The sequence below is a fragment of the Prevotella sp. HMSC073D09 genome (assembly GCF_001814145.1).
Taxonomy (GTDB): domain Bacteria; phylum Bacteroidota; class Bacteroidia; order Bacteroidales; family Bacteroidaceae; genus Prevotella; species Prevotella conceptionensis.
Window position 1 is genome coordinate 948 of record NZ_KV815111.1, and the last position, 23,406, is coordinate 24,353.

General features: G+C 49.8%; 12 protein-coding genes and 1 tRNA gene. 1 reads left to right on the top strand and 12 read right to left on the bottom strand.

Annotation, left to right across the window (positions count from 1 at the left end; all coding sequences use genetic code 11):
• Positions 1–627 precede the first annotated feature (627 nt).
• The 8 genes from HMPREF2955_RS09850 to HMPREF2955_RS09885 form a co-directional block, all read right to left on the bottom strand.
• Complete coding sequence (locus tag HMPREF2955_RS09850) at positions 628–3,207, bottom strand: zinc-dependent metalloprotease (protein ID WP_070723097.1); 2,580 nt, start codon at positions 3,205–3,207, stop codon at positions 628–630.
• A gap of 53 nt (positions 3,208–3,260) precedes the next feature.
• A complete protein-coding gene (locus HMPREF2955_RS09855) occupies positions 3,261–5,801 on the bottom strand; it encodes a zinc-dependent metalloprotease (RefSeq protein ID WP_070723100.1) in 2,541 nt (846 codons plus the stop codon).
• Between the two features lie 52 nt (positions 5,802–5,853).
• Positions 5,854–7,293 carry a PKD-like domain-containing protein gene (locus tag HMPREF2955_RS09860; protein WP_070723102.1) on the bottom strand — a complete coding sequence of 480 codons (1,440 nt, stop codon included), beginning with the start codon at positions 7,291–7,293 and terminating at the stop codon, positions 5,854–5,856.
• An 86-nt stretch (positions 7,294–7,379) separates the two neighbouring features.
• Positions 7,380–8,126, bottom strand: a complete 747-nt coding sequence (locus HMPREF2955_RS09865; protein WP_070723104.1) for a DUF4843 domain-containing protein — start codon at positions 8,124–8,126, stop codon at positions 7,380–7,382.
• A complete protein-coding gene (locus HMPREF2955_RS09870; protein WP_070723107.1) occupies positions 8,113–9,567 on the bottom strand; it encodes a RagB/SusD family nutrient uptake outer membrane protein in 1,455 nt (484 codons plus the stop codon). Before HMPREF2955_RS09870 ends, HMPREF2955_RS09865 begins: the two co-directional genes overlap by 14 nt.
• An 83-nt stretch (positions 9,568–9,650) precedes the next feature.
• Entirely contained in the window at positions 9,651–12,917 is a 3,267-nt protein-coding gene (locus HMPREF2955_RS09875; protein WP_070723111.1) for a SusC/RagA family TonB-linked outer membrane protein, read from the bottom strand.
• 364 nt (positions 12,918–13,281) lie between these two features.
• On the bottom strand, positions 13,282–13,509 hold the full coding sequence (locus tag HMPREF2955_RS09880; RefSeq protein WP_139145538.1) for a hypothetical protein: 228 nt from the start codon (positions 13,507–13,509) through the stop codon (positions 13,282–13,284).
• A gap of 31 nt (positions 13,510–13,540) precedes the next feature.
• Entirely contained in the window at positions 13,541–14,962 is a 1,422-nt protein-coding gene (locus HMPREF2955_RS09885; protein WP_070723116.1) for an MATE family efflux transporter, read from the bottom strand.
• Between the two features lie 1,339 nt (positions 14,963–16,301).
• Here HMPREF2955_RS09885 and HMPREF2955_RS09890 point away from each other — a divergent pair.
• The gene (locus tag HMPREF2955_RS09890; RefSeq protein ID WP_070723121.1) at positions 16,302–17,474 is read left to right on the top strand and encodes a sensor histidine kinase; all 1,173 of its coding nucleotides are present in this window, start codon (positions 16,302–16,304) and stop codon (positions 17,472–17,474) included.
• 75 nt (positions 17,475–17,549) lie between these two features.
• Here the strand turns inward: HMPREF2955_RS09890 and HMPREF2955_RS09895 are convergent.
• The 4 genes from HMPREF2955_RS09895 to HMPREF2955_RS09910 all read right to left on the bottom strand — a co-directional run bounded on the left by HMPREF2955_RS09895 (position 17,550) and on the right by HMPREF2955_RS09910 (position 22,488).
• Positions 17,550–17,631 (bottom strand) — tRNA-Leu (locus HMPREF2955_RS09895).
• 192 nt (positions 17,632–17,823) lie between these two features.
• On the bottom strand, positions 17,824–18,843 hold the full coding sequence (locus HMPREF2955_RS09900) for a S41 family peptidase (protein WP_070723123.1): 1,020 nt from the start codon (positions 18,841–18,843) through the stop codon (positions 17,824–17,826).
• A complete protein-coding gene (locus HMPREF2955_RS09905; RefSeq protein WP_070723124.1) occupies positions 18,840–19,760 on the bottom strand; it encodes a DUF3316 domain-containing protein in 921 nt (306 codons plus the stop codon). The genes HMPREF2955_RS09900 and HMPREF2955_RS09905 overlap by 4 nt, the downstream gene beginning before the upstream one ends.
• Positions 19,750–22,488, bottom strand: a complete 2,739-nt coding sequence (locus HMPREF2955_RS09910; RefSeq protein WP_070723127.1) for a DNA gyrase/topoisomerase IV subunit A — start codon at positions 22,486–22,488, stop codon at positions 19,750–19,752. The genes HMPREF2955_RS09905 and HMPREF2955_RS09910 overlap by 11 nt, the downstream gene beginning before the upstream one ends.
• Positions 22,489–23,406: the final 918 nt, after the last annotated feature.

Here is a 23,406-nt window from a genome sequence, read left to right on the forward strand (position 1 = left end):
CGCGTTTCAGTTGGTTTGCCCATGTACCTCTTATCGCCAATAATTGTTGGCTGTGCCTCATCGCCTTCGTGTTTCAGTTGGTTTGCCCATGCACCGCTTATCGCCAATAATTCTTAGCTGTGCCTTGTCGTCTTCGTGTTTCAGTTGGTTTGCCCATGCACCGCTTATCGCCAATAATTCTTAGCTGTGCCTTGTCGTCTTCGCGTTTCAGTTGGTTTGCCCATGTACCTCTTATTGCTTGTAATTCATGCCCAAACCAATACAAATACTCCCCGATGCCTGCTGCGTAGCGTTGTTAATGATAACACCGCTGCATATTTAAGACATCGGGGAGCATTAAACCCCAATCGGTCGTTAGACCGCTTACCTATTATTTTAGGTTGTTTCCATCGCTTCCTGTTCATCTTTCGTTTGCTTGTCGGCATCTTACCTGTCTTATTCTCTTGACGTAGCTCGCTACGTCTTCAAGAATAAGGCAGGCAATATGCTCAACAATACACAAAATCTGCACAGGCTCTAACGAGCGATTTGAGTTAAAGAAACAAGCCTATTACTTACTTTGCCCTTAGTTTAGGGCGATTTTTAGTCGCCCTATCGGTACAAACATTTGGCCGTGTGCCTAGGCTTTTACTTCAAATATGACTTCAATCGCTTTTCAAGGAGCATGTAATGCGCTTTCAAATCGGGTGAGCCAACCTTTGGAATACACGACAACAACAGGCTGTGCAGCTTTTGTGCATAAAACAATTGGAACTCGGACGTGCGGTTAACCGCTGTTCCCCACAAGGGTTCGGGTTCGCCATAAGCATTGCCGAAGTTAAGGAAAGCGGTTGCGGCATTATCCGTCTGCCCGTCGGTTGTTGGGAAACAAGCGTGCGAGCCGCACCACTGATGTGCACCAGCAGAGCGAAGAGGGTATGCAGAAAGAAGTGTTTGTACGCTGTCGGCATGCAAATTGTGCACATTGGGTGCCTGTTTCATGTCGGCCACACCCGATTGCAGCAAGTCTACATAAAGCCGTTGCATAGACAAGTCGGCCACAGACAGGTTCTCGTTGCCTGCAATGGTTTTCCCAAACACGTCGGCGTAAACATCTTCCATGTATTCGAGCGGCGAATACGAGGTAGAGTCCAAGTAATAGGATATGGCCAACTTGGCATTGGCCATCATGGCCAAAGATTGCACATCGCGCGCCAATATCTTAAACGGCTTGTTAGCACCGTATGGCAGTTTACGTTCTAAGGTGTCGTTACCTAATGTGGCGAATGTGCGCGCTTGGCGCAACAGCCATTGTGCCGATGCCTTCTGCTGGTCTTTCGGCACAACCTTATAGCGTGGCAAGCCCGACTTCTCACTCGTTTGGTACAGGTAAATGCCGGGCACGTTTGCAAAAACATGGCGCACATAGCGCATGGCTTGCTGCAAAATCTCATTGTATAGTTCGGCCTTACGCTTGCCGCCATCCTCATCGCCAATCCATTTGTCGAGGTTCGACAGTATAAATCGCAAGTTGGCCATACCATAATCGCCGGCCTTTACGGGGTCGTTGCTCAGGTCTTCTTCAATGGCCGAGGGGTCGTAATGCGTGTTTGTCTGCTGCAAACCATAGCGATAGAAGGGGTCGCCCTCGTGTTTGTCGACCAAGTTACGCAGCTGTTTGGCATCGTCTTCGTAACCTTTCGAGCCGCGGAACAGCCTATACGCCCATTCCACAGCATAGAAATCGTACACGCCTAGTCGCGGTGGCGTAAGTCGCACGCCCCTATCAGCGGGTTGCGCCACATAATTGAAGCGTGCATAGTCCATAATCGAGGCCGTGGTGCCGTGCTTACGGGTGAACGTTGGCGAGCGCAACGAGTCTGTTGGGATGGCGGCCGATGCTGCCATGTTGTGCATAAAGCCCAAAGTATGCCCCACTTCGTGCGCAATGATGTATTCCAACGTCTGTTCCACAATGCTGTCGGGCATCTGCGCAGCACGTGCGGCGGGGTCTAACTGTGCCGTTTGCACCAGTCGCCAGTTGTCTATGGTGTTCACCACATCGTTGTAAACCAGTACCGTGGCATTGATTATCTCGCCCGTTCGTGGGTCGGTCCACGATGGTCCCATAGCGTTTTCAACGTCAGTAGGCAAATACCTGATGCAGGAATAGGCGAAATTGTCGGGGTCGAAGTCGGGATTGTCGGTGGGAAAGTCGGCTACTTGCATCACATTCTTAAACCCAATGCGTTCGAAAGCCTTGTTCCACCACAATATACCCGCCTTAATGGCGCGTTTCCAAAGCGGTGGAAAGGTGTTTTCCACATAAAACACGATGGGCTTAACGGGTTCGGTTGGCGTCCCTGCGAAATAAGCCGCCGTGTCTTTGGGCTCTATACGCCAACGTTTAACAAACGTGGCCTTGTCTACCGAGCCATCGCTGGCCAACACATCCTTGTTAATGAGAAACATTCCCACGCGCGTATCGCTTAAACGGGGCGTCATTTGCTCGCTGGGCAACAAGGCAAGCGTGAAGTTAACGCCAATGGTTACGGGGTAGTTGGAAATGGGCGTGCCGCTCTTTCCCGACAAGCTAACCAGGTAATGGCGGTCCATCTTGATGCAGGCGTTGCGTTCGAACACCTTGAGCGCGGTTATTCTCGACAGGTTTTCCTTTAAAGACGAGCTTACCGAGTACGAGCCCACATTCTTGGCAATGATGGGAAAGAAACGGTCTTCTTTCAAGAAGAACGATGAGGCATCAAACAACACCGAGGCATTGCCTGCACTGCGTGCCTTGATGGGAAAAGAAAAGAAGTCGAGGTTGTCGTAGTTTAGCCTTGCGGCAATGCTTGCCGAGGGGCTATCCTTCGGAATAAACAAGTCGGTATTTACCACCTGCATCACCACTGCGCTGTCTTTCTCGATAAAACGCACATGCACGAGGTTGGAGTTTTTAAAGCCCAAGTCGCCCATTTTGGGGTTCGATACCGACGAGATGGTGACTCCGATAAGCATGTCGCGCCCCAAAGACGCCTGCGGCAACTCAACCAACAACTTCCCATCCGTTTTGTGCAACGACACGAAAGCACCCCTGCACGACTCGGTGGCGTGTTCGGTTAGTGCGCGTTCGTAGGCCGATTTCTTCTCGGTTTGCGTGGTTTGCGCCTTTTTCTTACGTTTGAAAAGGGGGAAAGCCGTTGCCGAAGAGCCAAGCACGACAAGCATCAACGAAAGCGAGAGAATACGTCGCGACGTTGCGCTATATAATAAGGAGTGTATCATTTGCCGTCCTCCAACGCTTTGTTCACCTTAAAGAGCAACATCTCGTAGTGCGAGCGTGCATCGGGCGAAAGGTTAGACTTAATACATTTTTCGAGCAAGGGCTTAAGCCTTAGCAACGAACTGTAAAAATAGATAGCCGAACCATCGAGCAACGCGGCATCGACGGTGGGTGCAAGCGATGCTGTGGGGCTGCCGTAAGCCGCTGCAATAGGCATGGCTGTTGCAGAAACCTCGCCTTGAAGTGCCGCTGGGCCGTTGCCGCCTTGCTTGTTGGCCTTGTCTACCACGGCTCGCGAGTAAGTGAGGTAAGCGCGTTGCAAAACCCTTTCTTCCTGCGAAGGGGCTTTTTGCTGCTCCACGCTTTGGAAGATAGCAGAGAAGAGATCGTCGAAATATTCCTTTTGGCTATAACCTTGCGGAGATAGATGCGACGACACGGCCAAACGCGTGCGCACGCCAAAAAGGTCGTAACCGATAAACTCTAACAGTTGGTCGTAATAGCTAACCGATATGAAACTTTTCCGTTCGAATGTGGGGTCGGCATAACGCTTAAAGCGCTTTGCCTGCGCCAAGCACCACAGCATGGCTTGACGTTGGCGCGCCTTAGACACCACTTCGTAGCGTGGCACGCCCGAAGAAAGTTTCATGTCGTTGAGGTATATGCCGCCCACATTGCTCAACACGCGCTTGAAAAAGGCATAACGTTGCTGTGCAATGGTGAGGTAAAGCTTTTCCTTTATGCGGCTATCCTCATCTTTTTTTACCCAATTATAGAGGTTGCGCTCCACAATTTGAAGGTTGCGCAAGCCATATTCGCTGGCTTTAATGGCATCGTTGCCCAGTGCCCCCTCTTGTACGCGGGGGTCCCAAGCCAGCGAAGAGGTGCGGAAGAAACGGTAACGAGGATTGGCTACGCGCTTATCCACCATCTTTTCTAATATGTCCGCCTCTTCTTTAACGCTCGTTTTTGCGGGGTCGAAGTAGCGATAGGCCCACTCAATGGCGTGTTTGTCGTACATTCCCGTTGCCGAAGGCATGAGCACAACACCCTTGTCGGCAGGTTGGGCCACATAGTTAAAGGGCGTATTGGCCATAATCGAGGCGGCCAAACCATTGGCATGGGTGAAAGCGGCATTGCGAAGTGAGTCTACGGGGAAAGCGGATGAGGCGCCAATGTTGTCGAGTAGTCCTAACACATGCCCCACTTCGCGCGCCACAAGATAGCGCAAGCCCTCGTTGAACTTGCTTTGCGGCAAGTGCGAAGTGCGCACTGCGGGGTCGGCAGCGGCTGTTCCGATGAAGAACCAGCGGTAAAGCTGGTCGCCAACGTTGGCAGGAACAAACACCGAGGCATTGATTATCTCGCCCGTTTGTGGGTTGGCCATGAATGACGAAGACACTTTCTCGGAGGCACTTGGCACATATCGCACACAAGAGAAGGCAATATTGTCGGGGTCGAAGGCTTTATCCGATGTGGGAAAGTCCACCGCTTCGATGGCTTTCAAATATCCTGCCTGCTCAAAAGCCTTGTTCCAAAGTTCCACTCCTTGCTTTATCGCCGCTTTCCACTCGTTGGGAAAGGCATCGTCTATGTAGAAACGTATGGGCTTTGTTGGTTCGCTACCCTTGCCTTGTGCGTAAGTCTTCGCGTTTTTGGGCGTAAGGTTCCACCGCTGTGCCACAAATGTGGGCTTGCTTTTGGCAATGGCATTGCTGAAAGTAAGTTTCGACACGGCGGCAATGCCCACGCGCGAGTCGGATATGCGCTGGCGCATTTTGCTCTCGGATAGCAAGGATATGCTGAACGTTGCGCCTACGGTGGTGGGAATTTCGCTAGCCACAGGCAACGACATCAATGTAGCGGTGAGCAGATAATTAAAATCCACTTTCACCGTGACGTTCTGCTCGAAACTTTTGATGGAACGCACAAACGACATTTCGCTCTTGGGAGAGGCGTTCACAGCAAGGTCGCCCGACTTCTTGGGAATGAGGGGCAGCATGGTGTTGGGTCGTGCCAAGAAGTTGGTGGCATCTACCACAACAGCCGAACTGTCGTTGTTGTATGCCTCTACCCTAAATCCCATTAGAACGGGGTCGCGGTAGCTAACGTTCAATGCTTGCTGCATTTCTGCACTAGCACTGCCGTCTGAATACACCACGCCGTTTGGCGTTTTCATCACCAAGCTACTGTCTTGCAATTCAAAGAAGAAGTGCAAGGGCGCAAAGTTCTTCGTTCCCACCGTTATATAGGTTGGGTCGGTGGTAGACGATACGGCCCCACTCAACAGCATTTCCCTCTGCATCAGCTTTACAGGCACTTCCAAATATAGCTTGCCGTCTACTTTATGCAGGGTAACGAAAGTGCTGCGTGCCGTTTCTTTCTTCTTGTCTTTAAATAGTCGGTCGTACTTTGTTTCTTTCTTCGCTTTCTTGTCGTCGGCTTTCTTGTCTTCGGCAAAGGCTTGAAAACCAAAGCACAATAGGAATAAGCCAATCCCCATTGTGCGCGCCGTTGCCTTGATTTCGTTTGTTATCATCTTATAAATATGGGTTGGCGAAGGGTGCTTTCACACCCCACGCCAACATGCTTTATTTCCTGTAAGTGATGCGCTTGATGGTTCCCGTTATGTTTTTCTTCTGCCAAAGCAGTTTGTTCTCGTTCAAGTCGAAACAATAAATGCTTCCAACAAGACTGCCACTTGCAGCATTGGTGGCCACGAATAGCCTGTCGCTGCCCTCGGTTATCAACATATCTACGATGGTTTCGCCCGAATCGCCGAAGGTTGTCAACGCGCTGGTGGGGAAATTTCCGTTAGATAGCACATTGTAAGCGTAGAGTTTGTTCCCCGTAGCATAATAAACAAGGTTCTTTTCGGGCGAAACCCTTACCACCGAGTTCTTGGTAAATCCGGCACTGGTGGGCACATCGGCGGCGTGTTTCAATGTGGCCGCCTCCACTTTCGTTATATTCGTGGGATAGAAACCTGGCGCAACGTAGTAGCATCTGAATTTTGATGCAGCCTTATTCCACGTCATCAACACGATGTTGCGTTCGTTATCTACGGTGCCCATGCCGATGAGCGAGTCGCCTGTGAAGGTTCCTTTGAGCAATTGTGCTGGAATTTTGCCTGTGGCCTGCACCTTTTGGGGAACGAGTCGGCCCTCGGCGTTATCGAACAACACGTAACCATGCACGTAACGCAAGTCTTGTTGTTTCCAAGATACAGCGGCATCGGCCATCGACATGTCGGTTTTCAGACTGTCTTTAATGAATTTTCCGAGGTCGAAGAGCGACGTTTCGGAAAGCGTTAGCCGAGCGGGAACATGGTCTACCATAGCCAACATCGACTTCGGATAGGTCAGCGCACTACGTTTTAGATAAGAGACGTTGCCCGTGGCCGTAGTCTTAAAGCGCGTTGTCATGAGGTTTCCATCCAATTCGTAGATGGTGCTAGGGTTGCCAACAGCCACAAATATGAGTGGTGTTTTATTGTCGCGAGCCAGCGCATAGTCTATATCCTTGGGCTCAGAGGTGAAGTTGGCATTGGGATTGTTCTTTTGAAGTACGTCCAAGTCGAACGATTTGTTGCTCTGTGGTTCGGGTAAATACGACACAATGGCGCGCCCTCCGTGGCTGGCCAATATGTAAAGGCCCTCCACGTATGAGTATTGCACGTTCAGTTCGAACTCGTAAAACTGTATGTTGTCGCCGTTAGTTACCTTCAATCGGCAAGGAAACACCCCGAATTCTTCGCACACATAGTTGAGTTGGGCATCGGTAGACACCACTTTCCTGTTTATTTCCCACTCGTAGGCAACGTTTTTCTGCGTGTTGGTTTGCACCACTTTGGGCGCAATTTTAAGCGTGTCCCACCTGTCGAGCGTGTATTTCTGTTGCAAATCCTGGCTCAACGACAGTTTAGAAGCGTTGCCCGAAGGCGACGTTGAGTCGTCGGTGATGCACGATTGCAAGGACAATACGGCCACCGAAAGTGCCAAGACATGTAGCAAATGTTTCTTTATCATCATTGTTTCTTTTATCTGTTAGCCATAGATAGGCAAAGGCAATGGGCTGCACAAGATGCTTTCTACGTGCAGATGCCTTTGCTTGATAATCATAATTCGTCGGGATGCTCGGCGAAATACTTCACCACTTCTTGCACCCTTAGGTACAGATAGCCCTGCGCAGTGGCATCGGTGCCGGTGAGTATTTGCCTTATCGCGTCTTCATTGCCATCGTAATAAGAGAGCAGTTTGCGATACTTGTTCTTGGTGAAAGCGCCCAACTTCCAGTAGGTGTCAAGGATTTCCCAGAAGTCGGGCTTAGACAACACGTTGTTAAAGGTTATCTTCACCCTATTGTTTGCCTTGAACCTCACGCCCATTTCGGCTGTGGGAACCAAGTTCAGCACAAGATTTATCGAGTCGTTTTTATCTTCCGAGAGGTTCTCCCTTATCAACTTCACAGGTACATAAGCCCGATGCGAGTTGGGTAAGAAAGCAAGTGTGTCGGCATCGAGCGTGTAATGCTTGCCACTAACGGCCGTACTGCCCGCGCCAACTTCTACACGAAAGGCCTGTTTGTCGGCCGATAGGCGACCCGCCAAGTTAACAGGAACGTACACAACGTGCGTTAACGTGTCGAGCGGTTTCACGCCAAAGGAGTAGTTCAGCACGCTATCCCCCGGTTCGGCGAAGTAAAAGTATGCCTGATTTCCCGATTGATAAGTGCCGTCCTCGCTATATTCGCCCGTATGGTCTACGTTGCTGCAAGCCACCAGTGCGGTTAAGGCCGCGCCAGCCAGCAGTATATGTTTGAATGTCTTTTTCATCTGAGCGTTGTTTTTTCTATTGTCCACCATATTCCTTTTCTCTCTCTGGCCAAGGCAACACGAAGATTGCGCTCGACGGCTGGTAAGTGTTGATGCCGCGATAGTCGCTGAAAGCCTTGTTGTAATGCTTTAAAGCAAAGAAGGTTTGCCCTTCGCCAGGCATCTCCCGCATGCGTTCGCGCAGCATTTCCTTATCGAAAGCGGTGCGGTCGGCAACCTTCGCACCGGCCACCGCTTCAAGACCGCGACTGGTTCTCACCACATTTAGCAGGCGCACTGCCTCGGCCTTGTTGTTATCGTAGGTACATTCGCTAAGTATGTAATACATCTCTGGCAAGCGTATAAGCGTAAGCCCTTGTAACGGACTGCTGTTTACTTGAGCGTCGCTTTCCAAAAGACGAACGAACGAATAGGTCTTTATTCCGTCGGGGGTGGTGTTCTGTCGATAATATCCCGTATAGCGAAGGTCGGCACTTGTGGCCGAGAAAGCCGACGTTTCGTAGAGTTCTTCCAAGTCGCGGCGACCTTCGGTGAATGTTCCGCGCGCCGTTTGCGAAAGGAATGTTGAAGAAATATCGGCAGAAAGCGTGTTGTTGTATAGGCCGAAGATTAGCTCGCCCGTTGCGGGAAAACGTTTCACGTCTGCCATTGAGGTAAGCTTTTTAAGCGAGAAATTGCTTGTTGCGGCAATAACCAGCCGTGCATACTTGGCTGCATTGGCCGTGTCGCCCATGGCATAGTACACGCGTGCCTTGGTTGCAGCCACGGCATACTTGTTGAAGAACACGGCACGACCTTTAAGATAGTCGCTCGTTGGGGTTTGTTCCACGTTCACCTCATTGTCGTCTGCCAGCAAACTTTCCGCCGTATCGAGGTCTTTCAATATCGCCTTGAACGTTTCGTGCAGCGTTAGTAGCGGCTTATTGTTCAGGTCGAACGTGGTGGCGTAGGGTATTCCGCGCGTGGATGCGTTACTCCTTGTATAGTCTTCGGCAAACAAGCGCACAAGGTCGAAGTGCAAAAAGGCACGCAAACCGTAACACTCACCACGCATAAAGGCCAGTTCCTTGTGGTCGAATTGGGGGCTCTCGGCATTGCGTAGCACGTTGTTGGCATACGCGATGGTTTGGTATTGGCCTTCCCATATCCCGTCTACGATGGCGCGTACGTCACTGCGAAGGTAGTTGTATTGCGACACAAAGTAGCTTGTTTCCGAAGTATTATCATAACCAAACTGCTGCCCCAGTTGGTCTACAAATCCATAACCCAGGTTCTTTCCGTAAAGGTTTGTTGCAGCCATACTACCATATACGCCATACATGGCATTTCGATAGCCGCGAATGGAGCCGAACTGTTCGCTCTCGTCCACCTCGCCTGCAGGGTGAACGTCTAGGAAGTTGTTGCACGATGTGGCGAAAACCACTGCCACCAATCCTGCCAACAGGTTTATCCAATATGTTGTTCTCTTCATTGTTTTCTTGTCTTATCTTTGTTTCTTATTGTGAATGTGGCGCGTGGTGTTCGCTAGATTGTGAACCCACGGGCCGCCATTGGCTAGAATCCCAACCTCACGGAGAGTTCAACACTGCGCTCGTAAGGATAGCTAAGTCCGCGTTCGCGCTTTACCGACGAGAGGTAGAACAAGTCGTTGGCCAGCATTTCCAAGTGCAATCGCCTCAATCCGTACTTCTGGATAAAGGCCAAAGGCACTTCGTAGGCAAACGACAAGCTACTTAAAGTGAGATAATTGTTGGTCTGCACGAAACGTGATGTCTGCATGGGCACACTCGAATCGCTTATGCGCTTGTACGCCGTATGGTCGCCCACTTGTTTCCATCGGTCGCTGAACACCCTTTCGTCGGCGTTGTAACGTGGGTCGGCTCCTTCAACTTTCGACGCCAATGTTTGGTTGTAAACCGCACCTCCGAACGAGTAACGCAGCGACGCGCCCATCGAGAATTGGCGATAAGTGAGGTACGAACTAAGCGAACCGTTGCCAAAGGGCGTGCTATCGCCAAATACAACCTTGTCGTTAGGGTCGTAAACAAAGGTGTAACTGCCATCGCGCTTGATGAAAACTTCGTCGCCCGTGATGGGGTCGATGCCTGCCGAGGGTACTACTTTCAAAGCCGTAAGCGACTGTCCTTCTTCATAAATGGGCAACGGAGCTAGTCCTCTCTTGGCCTGATTTTTCTCGTTTTGCTCGCGCAAGGCGTTGCTTATCTTCTTTATCTTGTTCTTATTGTAGGCATAATTGAGACTTAACGACCATTGCCAGTCTTTGTTTTGGATGGGTATTACGCGTGTTTGAAACTCTAATCCGCGGTTCTCAACCTCGCCAACATTCTCGCGCGATGTTCTTACACCCACCGAAGGGGCCTTAGTTATGTCGAGCAAAAGGTTGTCGGTGTTCTTTACATAGAAGTCGGCGGAGAAGTCCCATCGGCCTTTAAACATCGTTAAGTCCACACCAACGTTTCCGCTAAGCGTGCGTTCCCACTTCAAATTGGTGTTACCAATGCCCATGGGAACGGCTCCGATACCTTTTATATAATTATATCCGTTGAGGTAAGTGTACATCGTAAGTGCCTGATAAGGCTCGAACGAGATGTTACCCAAATAGCCTACACTGGCACGAAGTTTGAGCAATTGGAATGGCGAGCCTTTAAGAAACGACTCGTTGTGTACATTCCAGCCCGCACCCAAGCTCCAAAACGGTGCGAAACGGGTGTTCTTACCAAACTTCGACGAGCCCTCATAGCGGTAAATCACGTCGAGGAAATAGCGGTTGTCCCAAATGGCATTGGCGTTTACGAAGAAACCCACGCCGTTATACTTGGTGTCGGTGCCCGAAGGACGGCCCGTGGGATAACTTCCTGCCAACGATGTGTGGGCAATATTGTCGGTATAATAGCCCACAGAGCCATACGTGCTGCCGTCTACCGAGTTCGACTCGATGCTCGCACCTGCCATCGCCGTGAGGAAAAGTTTCTTCAACAAATAGTCGTTGTACGATGCCATCAACTTACCTTGATAAGTAGTGGTCTTGGTGAACGTCTCGTTGAGACGTCCCCTGCGCGACACGTCGGCCACGTTTTTAAGTTGGTCGGCCGAGAAAGGCGACACGAATGTACGCCCATCGTATTTGCTTTTCTGTATCGAGAAATCGCCGTCTATACGAAACTTCTCGCCCAGCCACAGCTGCAACGAGGTGGTATTGAGGAAGTCGAAGTTGTCGCCCTTGCTGAAACTACCCAACGATGCCTCGTAAAGTGGGTTCGACAAGTCGTAGTTAAGTTTGGGTTTAAGTGCCCCCGTCTCGTCGTAAGGGTACTCGTAGGGGTTTTGTTTCACCCAATTAGAAAAGTCGCCGTAAGGCGATTGGGTCGACTTAACCGAAGAAATCGTGGCCGTGTTTGAAACGAAGAACTTGCCCGGCAGGTTGTACGAAAGCTTAAAGTTGGTTGAAAGGCGTTCGCGGTTCGACCCTTTCATCACACCTGCATCGTTGCCGTAGCGCACACCCAAGTTGTAGCGAGCGTGTTCGTCGCCACCGTCTATGCTTAAGCTTTGTTGGGTGGAGAGGGCGTTGCGCAAGGGCTTAGAAATCCAATCGGTGCTCACGCCGTCTTGTATCTGATTATAGTATTGAGCGTATTTCTTGTCCAGCGCATATTGCTCTGTAAGGTCGGTCGAGCTGTAAAGACCAGCCAAACGCTCGTATTCCAACTTCTGCGATGCCGAAAGTAGGTTATAGTCACTGAGGTCGGGTGTCGACAAGCGCAACGTACCGCTGTAATTCACTTTCAGCTTTCCACCTGTCAAGGCCTTAGTGGTGATGACAATCACGCCAGCAGAGGCCTTCGCGCCGTACAAAGCCGATGCCGAGGCGTCTTTAAGTACCGTCACGGTCTCGATGTCGTTCATGTCCATGTCGTTCACATAGTCCACTTTCACCTGCGAACCATCCACTACAAACACGGGCATGTTGGCCTGTCCCGTAAACGTTGCGCGGCCACGTATGTTGATGTCGGCCATTTTGTTAGGGTCCGAACCTCCGGCATTGTCTTCCAAGATGTTCATGCCAGGCACAAAGGTGGCAAGACTTGTCAGTACGTTCTTGGTGCCCACGGCCAACAGTTCGTCTTTCTTGATAGACACCTGCGCACCTGTAAAGCTGTTCTTATTCTTTGTGGCGAAACCTGTCACCACCACTTCGCCCAACACATCGGCATCGTCGTGCATCACAAAGTTGCCCGCTGTTCCGTTCTTTACGGTCTTTTCCAGCGGCTTATAGCCTATGTAGTTAAAGGTAAGTTTCACCTCGGGTTGGTCGGTTTCTATTTCGTAATATCCGTCCAAGTTGGTGATATAGCCGCCACTAAAACCCTGCATCCTGATGGTTACGCCAGGCAAGGGTTGCCCGTCGGCGTCAGTTATCTGCCCATACACGCCTTTTCTGCGTTCAACAGCGTTCTTACGAGTCAGTTTTACCTTATTGCCCGTAATGTCATATGCAAAGGCAGCCTGGTTAAGCACCTGTCCTAGCACGGCACGAACGGGCTGTTCGCGCGCATCAATGCTTACGCGGTCGGCCTTTTCAAGCTGCGAGGCATCTGCATCAAACTGCAAACCCGTCTGCTTTGAAACTTCATCAAGGAATGTCTTTAACGTAACTTGTTTCATCGACAGCGTTACCCGCATGTTGTCTACGCTTTGAGTTTGCGCCGACACCGTGGCTACACTGCCAAGCAGGAGCACGAGGGCCAACACAGCCCACGCACGCAACACAAAATTAGTCTTCTGCATTTGTTTTCTCATCTATAATGTTATCCTTTCTCTGTTTTCTTTCACACTCTCAATTTATAAATCGCTTCTATCCCAATAGAGATAGACTTCTAACTCTTGTACCTATCGAAATAAAGAATTGCAAAAGTACACATTTTTTAAACAATATGCAAACAATATTGTACTTTTTACATCAAATCGTAGAACAAACAAACCCCAACCCTAACATTTAGTAAACAAAACCAACCGCCAAAAAGCAGCCGTACCCCTATTAAATACGCCGGTTTGGGATGTCCACAACACCCTTCATAATGGCAGCACGCCTAATAAAAAACAGTTTACCGAAAACAAATGACAAAAGAAACTGTAACGAGCGGCACGTGCCAATGGCGCACAGCTATCGCCCATCCTTTGGACGTTTCTTCCTTTTTCCTCTCAACATTTCTTCTTCTTGCCTTACCAAAGCATCCATCCTTTGAGATTGCGCCCTCAGAAATTCGGCTGTATAACGCATCCCTTTTGCTTGCATCAAAGCCCAATGCTCCTCGTCGTCCTTGATACATTTCTCGTTCCACGCCTTGTGAAAGTCGTTGAGATAGCCATCTTCCCTAAACATGTCTTGCATAATTTCGTTAATATGTTTGTCTAATCTGTTATTACGACAAGGCACGTTCCGCGCCATCGGTCTTGTCATCCTCCGCGCCACGCTCGCCTTTTAGCCATGCACCCCACTTTAAACGAGCAAGGAAAAGCATGCCGCGGAAAGTAAGTTCAACGGCCATTGCCGTCCAAACGCCCTGCAAACCATACCAATGGGCCAACACTGCGGCAAGCGTAAGGCGCACGCCCCACATGCTGGCAAGGTTCATCAGCGACGGTTTAAGCGTGTCGCCCGCCCCAACGCAAACGCTATTGCCCACAATGGCCGCAGCAAACATGGGTTCGGCAAAGGCCTCGATGCGAAGAATCTGCGTGCCCAAGGCGCGTATTTCGTCAACGGGTGTCATCAATGCTATCATCTCTGGCGCAAACACATACATCACCACGCCCATCAAGGCCATAACAGCCATGCCCATGCCTACGGTTAGTTTGGCGAAACTGCGGCACAAGCCATATTGCCCTGCGCCCATACTCTGCCCCACAAGCGTGGTGGCGGCATCGCCAATGCCATATCCGGGCATGTAACAAAGGCTTTCGGCCGTAATGGCAAAGGTGTTGGCGGCTATGGCGAAGTTGCCCAAAGGCGCAACGATATACGTGCTAACCACCTGTGCCCCACTCATCAGCACATATTGCGCAGCTATGGGCGCGCTTATCTTCACGGCGTTTCGAACATACGACCACATCCAAACGAAACGCACCTTATCGAGCCGCAATGCCAGGATGGACGAGCGAAACAACGCGAACCAAGCCTCAACCGAGGCTACAATGGCTATGGACAGCACCGTACCAAGGGCTGCACCCGGCACGCCAAGGCCCGCAACATAGATGAAAAGATAGTTGAAAACCACATCCAACACGCACATCAACACGCTCATGATGCTGGGTATCTGCATATTTCCGGCACTTTTCAGCATGTTAGACGAGAGGATGCCCAACTGCAAAACGGGCACAGACAGGGCGTAAATAAGAAAATACAACGAGGCATCGTGGGCTATGTCGTCGCCACCGCGCAACCAAATGGGCAACTTAAAGGCGATGAGCGATGCGAACAAGGTTACCAACAAGCTGAATGACAGCGTGCACACCAACGCATGGCGCAACACCTGCCGCGCCTTAACAAAGTCGTTTGCGCCGATAAAGTGGGCTACCTGCACCGAAAAGCCTAACGAAACGGCCGAACACAGACCGCCAAAGAGCCATGTGGCCGACTCAACCAAGCCGATGGAGGCCGATGCAGCAGCACCTAGCTTGCCCACCATCGCCGCATCGATGTAAAACATCAGCACGTTGGTTACCTGAGCCAATATCGAGGGGATGCTAAGTCCCACGATTAGGCTTAGCATCTCGTTGCGCGTAAGCGTCTTTCCCTGCCTGATGCCGGCAAGAAGTGTGTCGTTGCTTTTCTTATCAAACATGCCCTTTACTTTCCTTATCGTTTGTTGGCAACCTTGCAAAGGTACACATTAAGTGGTCAACAAACAAAAAAGCGATACCCTTTTACATCCAAGGATACCGCAACTAACTGCTAACGTTAACGCTATGTCTTGCCGCCACAAACCGCGAAACAAACCGCAGCAGGGCAACAAAGGCCATAACGTGAAATCATTTCTCCTTCTCACTACCGAGTGGCGGGGGGTTCCGTCGGTTATCCCGTCCCCGCCGCGTAGCCCATTACAGCACGAGGCTGTAAAAGGGCGTCATCTAACATCATTCTCTTTCTACCTTATCAAACTATCCCTATTGAGTCTACAATCTAAACTGAAAATCCTTATTAACAACCTTATTATCTTACCTTAAACTAATACCCAATAATCCTGAAAAATCAATCTTACCTATCTATACCTAAACCTAAATATGTATTGTTTCCTGAAAAGTCAATCTCTTGTCTTACCTTTGTCTAATACTTTTGAAGTCTGTTCTACCTTTAATCTTATTTACCTCAATGTTCGCTATATACCTAAATGTCTATCCTTATCATCAATCTCTCAAATATACCTCATATTACAACTAAACCTTTTATTTATGTTTGTACATACTTTTTCCTTCAAAGGTCGCCCCTTACAACAGGGGCGAGTTCGTTCTCCTGCTACAATCTAATCGCCTCTAAAAGCAATACCTTCTACCTAAACAAATTGGATCACTCCAACAACTAAACAATCTTCAATCTTGTACTTAACTAAACACCTACTTGTTTCTATTCTCTCAAAACCTCTCACATTTGTTCATTTTAATCCGTATGATTGTGATTAGTTTTCTTTTTACGATGCAAAGGTACTAGTGTTTGCGCAAACAGCCAAGAGAAAAAACATGTTTTTCATCATAAAACAGCCCTCTCTTGATGCTAATCAAGCACTAGTGTGTCCGCACACAAGGGTAAAATAGGCTATAAAATACGTATAAATATAACAAAATGAGCTGGTTACGAGATTGCAGTCTCTAACTGTTAATTAAATTAAATATCTTTCACCGATTATAAAAATTCGGCCGAAAATATCCCCAATCGAAAGCAAAGCATAGTCAGATAACGAAAAAACGCGCTGCACGGTTTCGAAAATCGCCCCCGTCCGTCCACCTAACGCACCTTCAAAACGATGCTACCCTACATCCAAAAGCCGCCAACGCAGCGCGCCAACGACACAAACCAAGCACCCCAACACAGCAAAATAGCCGCGGCATAACGCAGCCTTAATGAGACGAAAAGTCGATAGAACACGCCGCCACACAATATATATATAAGAAGTGCGTTATGAAAACATGCAATGGACAGACAGAATTAGGCAGGTAAAAATCATACTGGTGATTGCCGCAACCATCATCGTTACGGCCTCACTGGTGGTGTCGCATGTGCTAACGCGCGACCTCGAAACCGAAGAACGCCACAAAATGGAGATATGGGCAGAGGCTATGCGCACGCTAAACCAAGCCGACGAGAACACCGACCTAAACCTGGTGCTGCAAGTTATCAACGCCAACAACACCATTCCGGTGGTGGTGCTGGACGCGAAAGGCAAGCCGCAGACGGCCCGCAACATCAACCTAAAAGGCAAAACGGGGGAAGACAGCGTGCTCTTGGTTGGCAATCTGGGACAACGACTGTTTTCCGAGGGGCGGTTCATCCGCATATCGCTCAACGATTCCATCAAAAGCGAATACATCGATGTGTGCTACGACGACTCGCTGATGCTGCAACGACTGGCCACTTACCCCTACGTGCAACTGGGTATCGTGCTGGTTTTCGTCATGGTGGCCATCATTGCCTTGCGCACTTCTAAGCGAGCAGAGCAAAACAAGGTGTGGGTAGGCCTGTCGAAAGAAACGGCTCACCAGTTGGGAACGCCCATTTCGAGCCTTATGGCATGGACGGAGGTGCTGAAAGAGACACATCCCGACGATGAGCTGATACCCGAAATGGAGAAAGACATCAGCAGGTTGCAACTTATTGCCGACAGGTTTTCGAAGATTGGCTCACTGCCCGAACCTGTTCCTTCTAGCTTAAACGACGTTTTGGCGCACGTTGTGAGCTACATGGACAAGCGCACACCCAAACGCATCGCCCTTAAAATGCAATTGCCCGAAGAAGACATCATACTTAACCTTAATGCCTCGCTCTTTGAATGGGTTATCGAAAACCTTTGCAAGAACGCGATGGATGCAATCGGCGAAAGCGAAGGCTGCATCACGCTAAACGTGCAAAAAACAGCCCAAAAGGTACTTATTGAAGTGAGCGATACGGGCAAGGGCATCCGCAAAAAAGACATCGCCAACGTGTTCCGCCCTGGGTTTACCACCAAGAAACGCGGCTGGGGATTGGGTTTGTCGCTTGCCAAACGCATCGTGGAAGAGTATCACAAGGGCAAAATCAGCGTGAAAAGCTCGGAAGTGGGCGTGGGAACTACTTTCCTTATCGAACTAAGGACGGGGCGATAAGGAACGTTCTAGGACCAGAATTGCGGGAACAAAAAAATCCCGACTGCTCTAAATGGAACAGTCGGGATGCTGTTGTGCGCCTGATAGGACTCGAACCTACACGTCGCGAAACACTAGATCCTAAGTCTAGCGCGTCTACCAATTTCGCCACAGGCGCGATTTTGCGGTGCAAAGGTAATGATTTTTTAGGGGCAGGCCAAATTTTTCGCCGTCTTTTTACGCTTTTCTCGCGTGCGCGCGTATTATATTATGGTGTAGGCTGCCCCACAAAAAGCATTTCCAATCCCATCGCCATTGCTGTTGGCCTGCCTTATTTACCATTATTCTGATGAGCTCCTTTCAGCGCGTTTTACTTCGCCAACAGCTTTCGGGCGTACTCAATAAGCGTGTCTCTTCCCCGAGCCAGGTCGGCAGACTTCATGCCTACCTGATGTGTTGGGGCGATACCGAACTCGGTATCTTTCCCATCGCGGTCGTACATGGGGCAGGCAGAGAAACGCACTATCCAGCCATTGGGCAGTTCACTAGAAAAAGGTAGGCCCGCACCGCCGCCCGTCCTGTCGCCCACAATCGTTACTTGGGGCAGGCACTTCATGTATTTCACAAACTCGTTGGCTGCACTGTACACGCCGCGATTGGTGAGAACCACCACTCGTTTTTGCCACCTAAGCCCCTTAGAGGGTTTAAGTATCTGCCGGCGACGGGGCGAAAAGTCGTTATGTCCACGTCCTGTTTTGTGCTGCATATAGCCCACCAGCACTTCTTCGTTGGTAAAACGGGCCGCAAGCGTCTCGGCACTGGTCACCATTCCGCCGCCATTCTCGCGCAAATCAATAATCAGTCCGTTGCAAGGAGCGAAGTAAAGCAAGATGCGGTCGAGGTTTCCAGCCCCGAAATCGTTGACGAACGTGGCGCAACGCAGGTAAGCCACGTTGTCGTTAAGTATGCGATACTTCATGCCGGCCGCAATCTTGTAGTCTTTTCCGAGGTAAAGTTTCAGCACGTTCTCGCTGAAATGGCTGGGATAATCCTCTTTCCACGACCAATCTCGGCCCACATCAAAGGGCGCATAGAGGTTAACGTGCCCGTCTTTAAGTTCGCCTAGCATGTTGGTCAGCACCTCAAAGGTTTGTTCCTCGGTCATTTGGTTGTCAAATTGGGGTGCATATTTGTTGTAAACGGCATTCCAATCCAAGCCATAGGTTTGCTGTTTATAGTCGAAAAAACAATAATGTTCGTCGATTATTCGCCACAAAGCCTCGAAGTTTCCACGCGGATTGTTATCGTATTGCTCTACATCAACACAAGCGCCAAGCAAGCCCCACGCCGCCATTAGCGGCAGAAAGAAGTATAATAGCTTTCTTTTCATGGCGCAAGTTTGATGAGGGTGAAACGTTTAACAAGGCCAATCACCACGCCATGTGTGTAGACATGGGTTTTCAATCCATTGACACGCGATTGCTGGATGTCGCCCATATAACCCAAACGAACGGTTGAACGCAAGAGCGGGAAGTCGACAGTGAGCATCTGTCGCAAGGAAGGGGCAGAGCCAATAGTGGTGGGAACGACGTTATGGTCGTAGTTTCCTTCGGAGAATATCTCGTAATACGACTGCCCATAGTTGGGCGAAAACATCACACCAAGCAGGGGTACGGCCACTTCGTAACGCAAGAGCAGGGGTATGCTGCCCGCCCTGAGCTTGTAACTGGCCACTGCCGAGGGTGCAAGATGCAGAAACACACGCGCCTGAGCAGGGTTGTTGGAGTTGTGGGTGTTGTAGATAAAGCCCACATGGGTTTCTACCCTCCCCCCTACTTGCAGCTGAAGGCGATGGTCTAGCCAATCAAAGCCATAGTGCAAAGCATAGTCAAAGCAGTACATGCCCGCTATTTCGTTGCCACTTCCTGCCCTATTTTTAAGGTAAGCCACGTTTCCCGTGTGCGTGATGAGCTGCGAAAGACGGCGTCCTTCGCGCTCGCGCTGGGTCTGCGAGATATAACGGAGGTCGGTACCTGTGTAATGTTCGGGCGAAAGATATGTGTCTAACACCTGCGCCCGGCTGATGCCCAACATGCGTGCAGTGGTAGTTATCTTGCGATTGGTGGGCAATGTCGGGTCTTGATAAAGCTCGTTTTGCGCCTGCGCCGTGGGGCTAAGGCACAACAAAAGCAGGCAAAACACCCACCCCACCCACGTTCGTTGGCGAACGTTGGCACAAGTGAAGGCTTTGCCTGCGTGTGTGGCGACTGTCTGCATGCGCCACAAGGGGGATGCACTAGGGTTCATCTTGAAAAAGACTTGGTTGTTCGGGACTGGCCGCAGACTTGATGCGGGGCGACGAAGAGGCGGTGGGCGGCGCGCTTTCTGCACCTTCACTGCCCTGTTCGCCATTGTCTTCAGACTCTGGTTCGGGTTCGGGAACGCGCGTAGGTTCCAGTTCTTCAATGTGGTCTACATGCCAAGTGGTGATGCGTTTGCCCTTAGCCTTGAACCCCTTAACGCCAACAAAGTCGTCAATCTCTATCTCCATCGGCGCGCGTTCTTTGTCGCTGCCGCCGAACACAACGCGAATGCGCGGGTAAGGCTGGTCGGACAGGAAGAGCAGTTCGCTCTTGGGGTTGTCGCCAAGGAAGCTTTGCTTGCGCCTAGAGCCATCCATCGTGAAACGTTTGACGTAAGCGAACTTGTCATTGTCGGCATCGCGCACCACAGCACTCCACACTTTGTTCTCGTCCCACTTCTCAATCAGTTTCAAATTGTCTTCGTAATGGTTGTTCACATCGAAGTCCGAGAGGTAGAACTCACAGTTGTCAAGCACCACAAGTATAGAGTCGTTCTCGTTAAACTCGCCCAGCAGTCGGCCGTGGTCGTCGTAATTAATGCGTTTCACGTCGGGGTCGAACCACACTTTACGGCCTCCCAACGTGCTGTGTCCCGCTTCGAGCAAGCCTATTTTCTTCACCGGACGTTTGCAAATGATGTTTCCACGCGAGGTTCTCGCCTTGATAATTACCTTCGAGAAGTCGAAATCCACGATACATTTTTTGCGGCTTGGGGGTGCTTCCGGTTCGAGAATAACCCGTATCGTCTCGGCCTCGCCGTTGGGATTGGCCGTGAAATAAACCACTTTCGACCCCGGAGTGCCTTGCGTAAGGTCGTACTCGCGGTCGCGCGTTGCGCTGGTTACGTTGAAACGCTTGATAAAATAATGGCCTTCCTTGCCGTCGCGATACACAATATTATAAGTGGTGCGCCTGTCGTTGCGCTTATGCACCTGCACATGCAACACGTTTTTGCCCACGAAAATCTTGTCGGCCACGCGCATTATCTTATATTTGCCGTCGCGATGGAACACCAGGATGTCGTCGATGTCTGAGCAATTGCACACGAACTCGTCTTTTTTCAGCCCCGTTCCGATAAATCCCTCGCGGCGATTGATGTACAGTTTCTCGTTGGCCTCAACCACTTTGGTGGCCTCGATGGTTTCAAAACTCTTTATCTCGGTTAGTCGGGGGTGGTCCTTTCCGTACTTATCAATCAAGAATTTGAACCATTTGATGGTGACGTCCGTCATGTGTGCCAAGTCGTGGTCAATGCCCGCAATCTCTTCTTTAATGCGTGCCAGCAACTCGTCGGCCTTATCTTTACTGAATTTAAGTATGCGCTGCATCTTTATTTCCATCAATCGCATGATGTCTTCGCGGCGCAATTCGCGTATGAATTTGGGTTTGAAGGGTGTCAATCGGTCGTCGATATGCTCCACAGCAACGTCCATATTCTCGGCATTCTCAAACTTCTTGTCTTTGTAAATGCGCTCTTCGATGAATATTTTCTCAAGCGAAGAGAAGAAAAGCTGCTCCAACAGTTCGTCTTTCCTTATCTGCAATTCCATCCTAAGCAGCCCCATCGTGCTGTCTACGTTATGGCGCAACACCTCGCTTACGGTGAGGAAGCGCGGCTTGTTGTCTTCGATGACACAGCAGTTGGGCGAAATGTTAATCTCGCAGTCGCTAAATGCGTAGAGTGCATCAATGGTTTTGTCCGACGAAATGCCGGGGGCGAGGTGCACTTGTATCTCCACTTCGGCCGCCGTATTGTCGTCTACGCGTTTAGCCTTTATCTTCCCCTTGTCCACCGCTTTAAGAATAGATTCGATAAGCGTGGTGGTGTTCTTGCTGAAAGGTATCTCGCGGATAACAAGTGTCTTGTTGTCCAGTTTCTCAATCTTGGCGCGCACCTTGATAGAGCCGCCCCTTTGTCCGTCGTTATATCGGCTGGCATCAATCGAACCGCCCGTGGGGAAGTCGGGATATAGCCTAAACGGTTCGCCTTTAAGATAATGTATGGCCGCCTCGCACAGCTCGCGCATGTTGTGCGGAAGGATTTTAGAGCTAAGTCCAACGGCAATTCCCTCCGCCCCTTGCGCCAAAAGCAAGGGGAACTTCACGGGCAACGCGATGGGTTCTTTGTTTCGGCCGTCGTAGCTAGCTTGCCATTGCGTGGTTTTGGGATTGAAAACGGTGTCGAGTGCGAACTTAGAAAGCCGCGCCTCGATATAACGTGGGGCGGCAGCACGGTCGCCAGTGAGGATGTTTCCCCAGTTTCCTTGCGTGTCGATAAGCAAGTCTTTCTGCCCCATCTGCACAAGGGCGTCGCCGATTGAGGCGTCGCCGTGGGGGTGAAACTGCATGGTATGGCCCACAATGTTGGCCACTTTGTTGTACCTTCCGTCGTCCATGCGTTTCATCGAGTGCAATATACGGCGTTGAACCGGTTTCAAGCCGTCGGCGATGTTGGGCACGGCGCGTTCCAAGATAACGTACGAGGCGTAGTCGAGGAACCAATTTTGGTACATGCCACTAAGGTGATGCACCGCCGAGGCATCGAAGCGGTCGGCGGGTTTGTAGTCGGAATGCGTTTCAACGCCCTCTTCCTCGTTTTCGTCTTGTTGCTTTTCGTCGGCCATGTCCAGGCCTTCTTCCAGTTCGTTCGGGTCTTTTATTTCGTCGTCCATAGTGTGAGTTTCTCTTTTACGTTCCATAATAAACATGAAACAGGTACACTAGCCAGTTTTATTCAGTATCATGCAAAAATACAAATAAAACTTGGATTAGCCGTGTTTTATCGCCGCCAATTAGTTATTTTGGACACTTTTTACCGTTCAAAGCCACTATTAGCCTACACTTTTTTGATGTTTCTTGCTATTCTTCCATTACTTTTCGAATGATTGAGCAACTACTTTTAACACCACATCCTTTTTTGTTGCTGCAAAAACGCTAAGAACAAAAACAATGGGGCATTCATGCCCACTGGGTCGTCTTGTCTTTTAATCTTTCTATAAATTTAGAGGAGTTTGTTGTGTTTGCTTTGTAAAACCCAGATAAACTCCTCGTTCATGTACGAAGTACTGGACTAAGGCACGATAAGACCAGAAATCCTGCCCCGTTTGCCAGTGGTAAAACCTGGCTATGCCTCAAAAAGATAAGCAGGCGGAAGTTCTTTCGGCGCATTCTCTACAAGTTGAAAGCATCTTACCAGTGGCACATAATGAGGAGAAAGTCAAGACGAGTTCTTTTATGTTCCTTATGTTCTTATGTCAAAAATGGACGTATTTATGTCAAAACACGAAAGACGAACGATTAACTCGTTCACTTATCCACTTGCCTTCTTGTTAACTTGTCAACCCGTCAACCCAAAACAATGTCAACTTTTTAGTATAGATTTTAACATTATGAGTACCCTTTCTGCGCACCAATCGTCCACCTTGCCGCAAAAAATTGATTCTCGCGAAGGTTTGTTTTGATGCAAAAAAGGGTTAGCATGTGCATGCGACAAAATGAATAATTATTTAAAGACACCCCCTTTTGCACCCATTTTGGGGCTATTCGCTGCTAAATATAGTGCATTTTGGTGCTAAACGCAGTGCAATATG

Coding starts and splice junctions, on each gene's coding strand:
- HMPREF2955_RS09875 (WP_070723111.1), bottom strand. CDS start 12,917: ATGAGAAAACAAATGCAGAAGACTAATTTTGTGTTGCGTGCGTGGGCT.
- HMPREF2955_RS09905 (WP_070723124.1), bottom strand. CDS start 19,760: ATGAACCCTAGTGCATCCCCCTTGTGGCGCATGCAGACAGTCGCCACA.
- HMPREF2955_RS09885 (WP_070723116.1), bottom strand. CDS start 14,962: ATGTTTGATAAGAAAAGCAACGACACACTTCTTGCCGGCATCAGGCAG.
- HMPREF2955_RS09850 (WP_070723097.1), bottom strand. CDS start 3,207: ATGCTTGTCGTGCTTGGCTCTTCGGCAACGGCTTTCCCCCTTTTCAAA.
- HMPREF2955_RS09880 (WP_139145538.1), bottom strand. CDS start 13,509: ATGCAAGACATGTTTAGGGAAGATGGCTATCTCAACGACTTTCACAAG.
- HMPREF2955_RS09890 (WP_070723121.1), top strand. CDS start 16,302: ATGCAATGGACAGACAGAATTAGGCAGGTAAAAATCATACTGGTGATT.
- HMPREF2955_RS09900 (WP_070723123.1), bottom strand. CDS start 18,843: ATGAAAAGAAAGCTATTATACTTCTTTCTGCCGCTAATGGCGGCGTGG.
- HMPREF2955_RS09860 (WP_070723102.1), bottom strand. CDS start 7,293: ATGATGATAAAGAAACATTTGCTACATGTCTTGGCACTTTCGGTGGCC.
- HMPREF2955_RS09855 (WP_070723100.1), bottom strand. CDS start 5,801: ATGATAACAAACGAAATCAAGGCAACGGCGCGCACAATGGGGATTGGC.
- HMPREF2955_RS09865 (WP_070723104.1), bottom strand. CDS start 8,126: ATGGTGGACAATAGAAAAAACAACGCTCAGATGAAAAAGACATTCAAA.
- HMPREF2955_RS09870 (WP_070723107.1), bottom strand. CDS start 9,567: ATGAAGAGAACAACATATTGGATAAACCTGTTGGCAGGATTGGTGGCA.
- HMPREF2955_RS09910 (WP_070723127.1), bottom strand. CDS start 22,488: ATGGACGACGAAATAAAAGACCCGAACGAACTGGAAGAAGGCCTGGAC.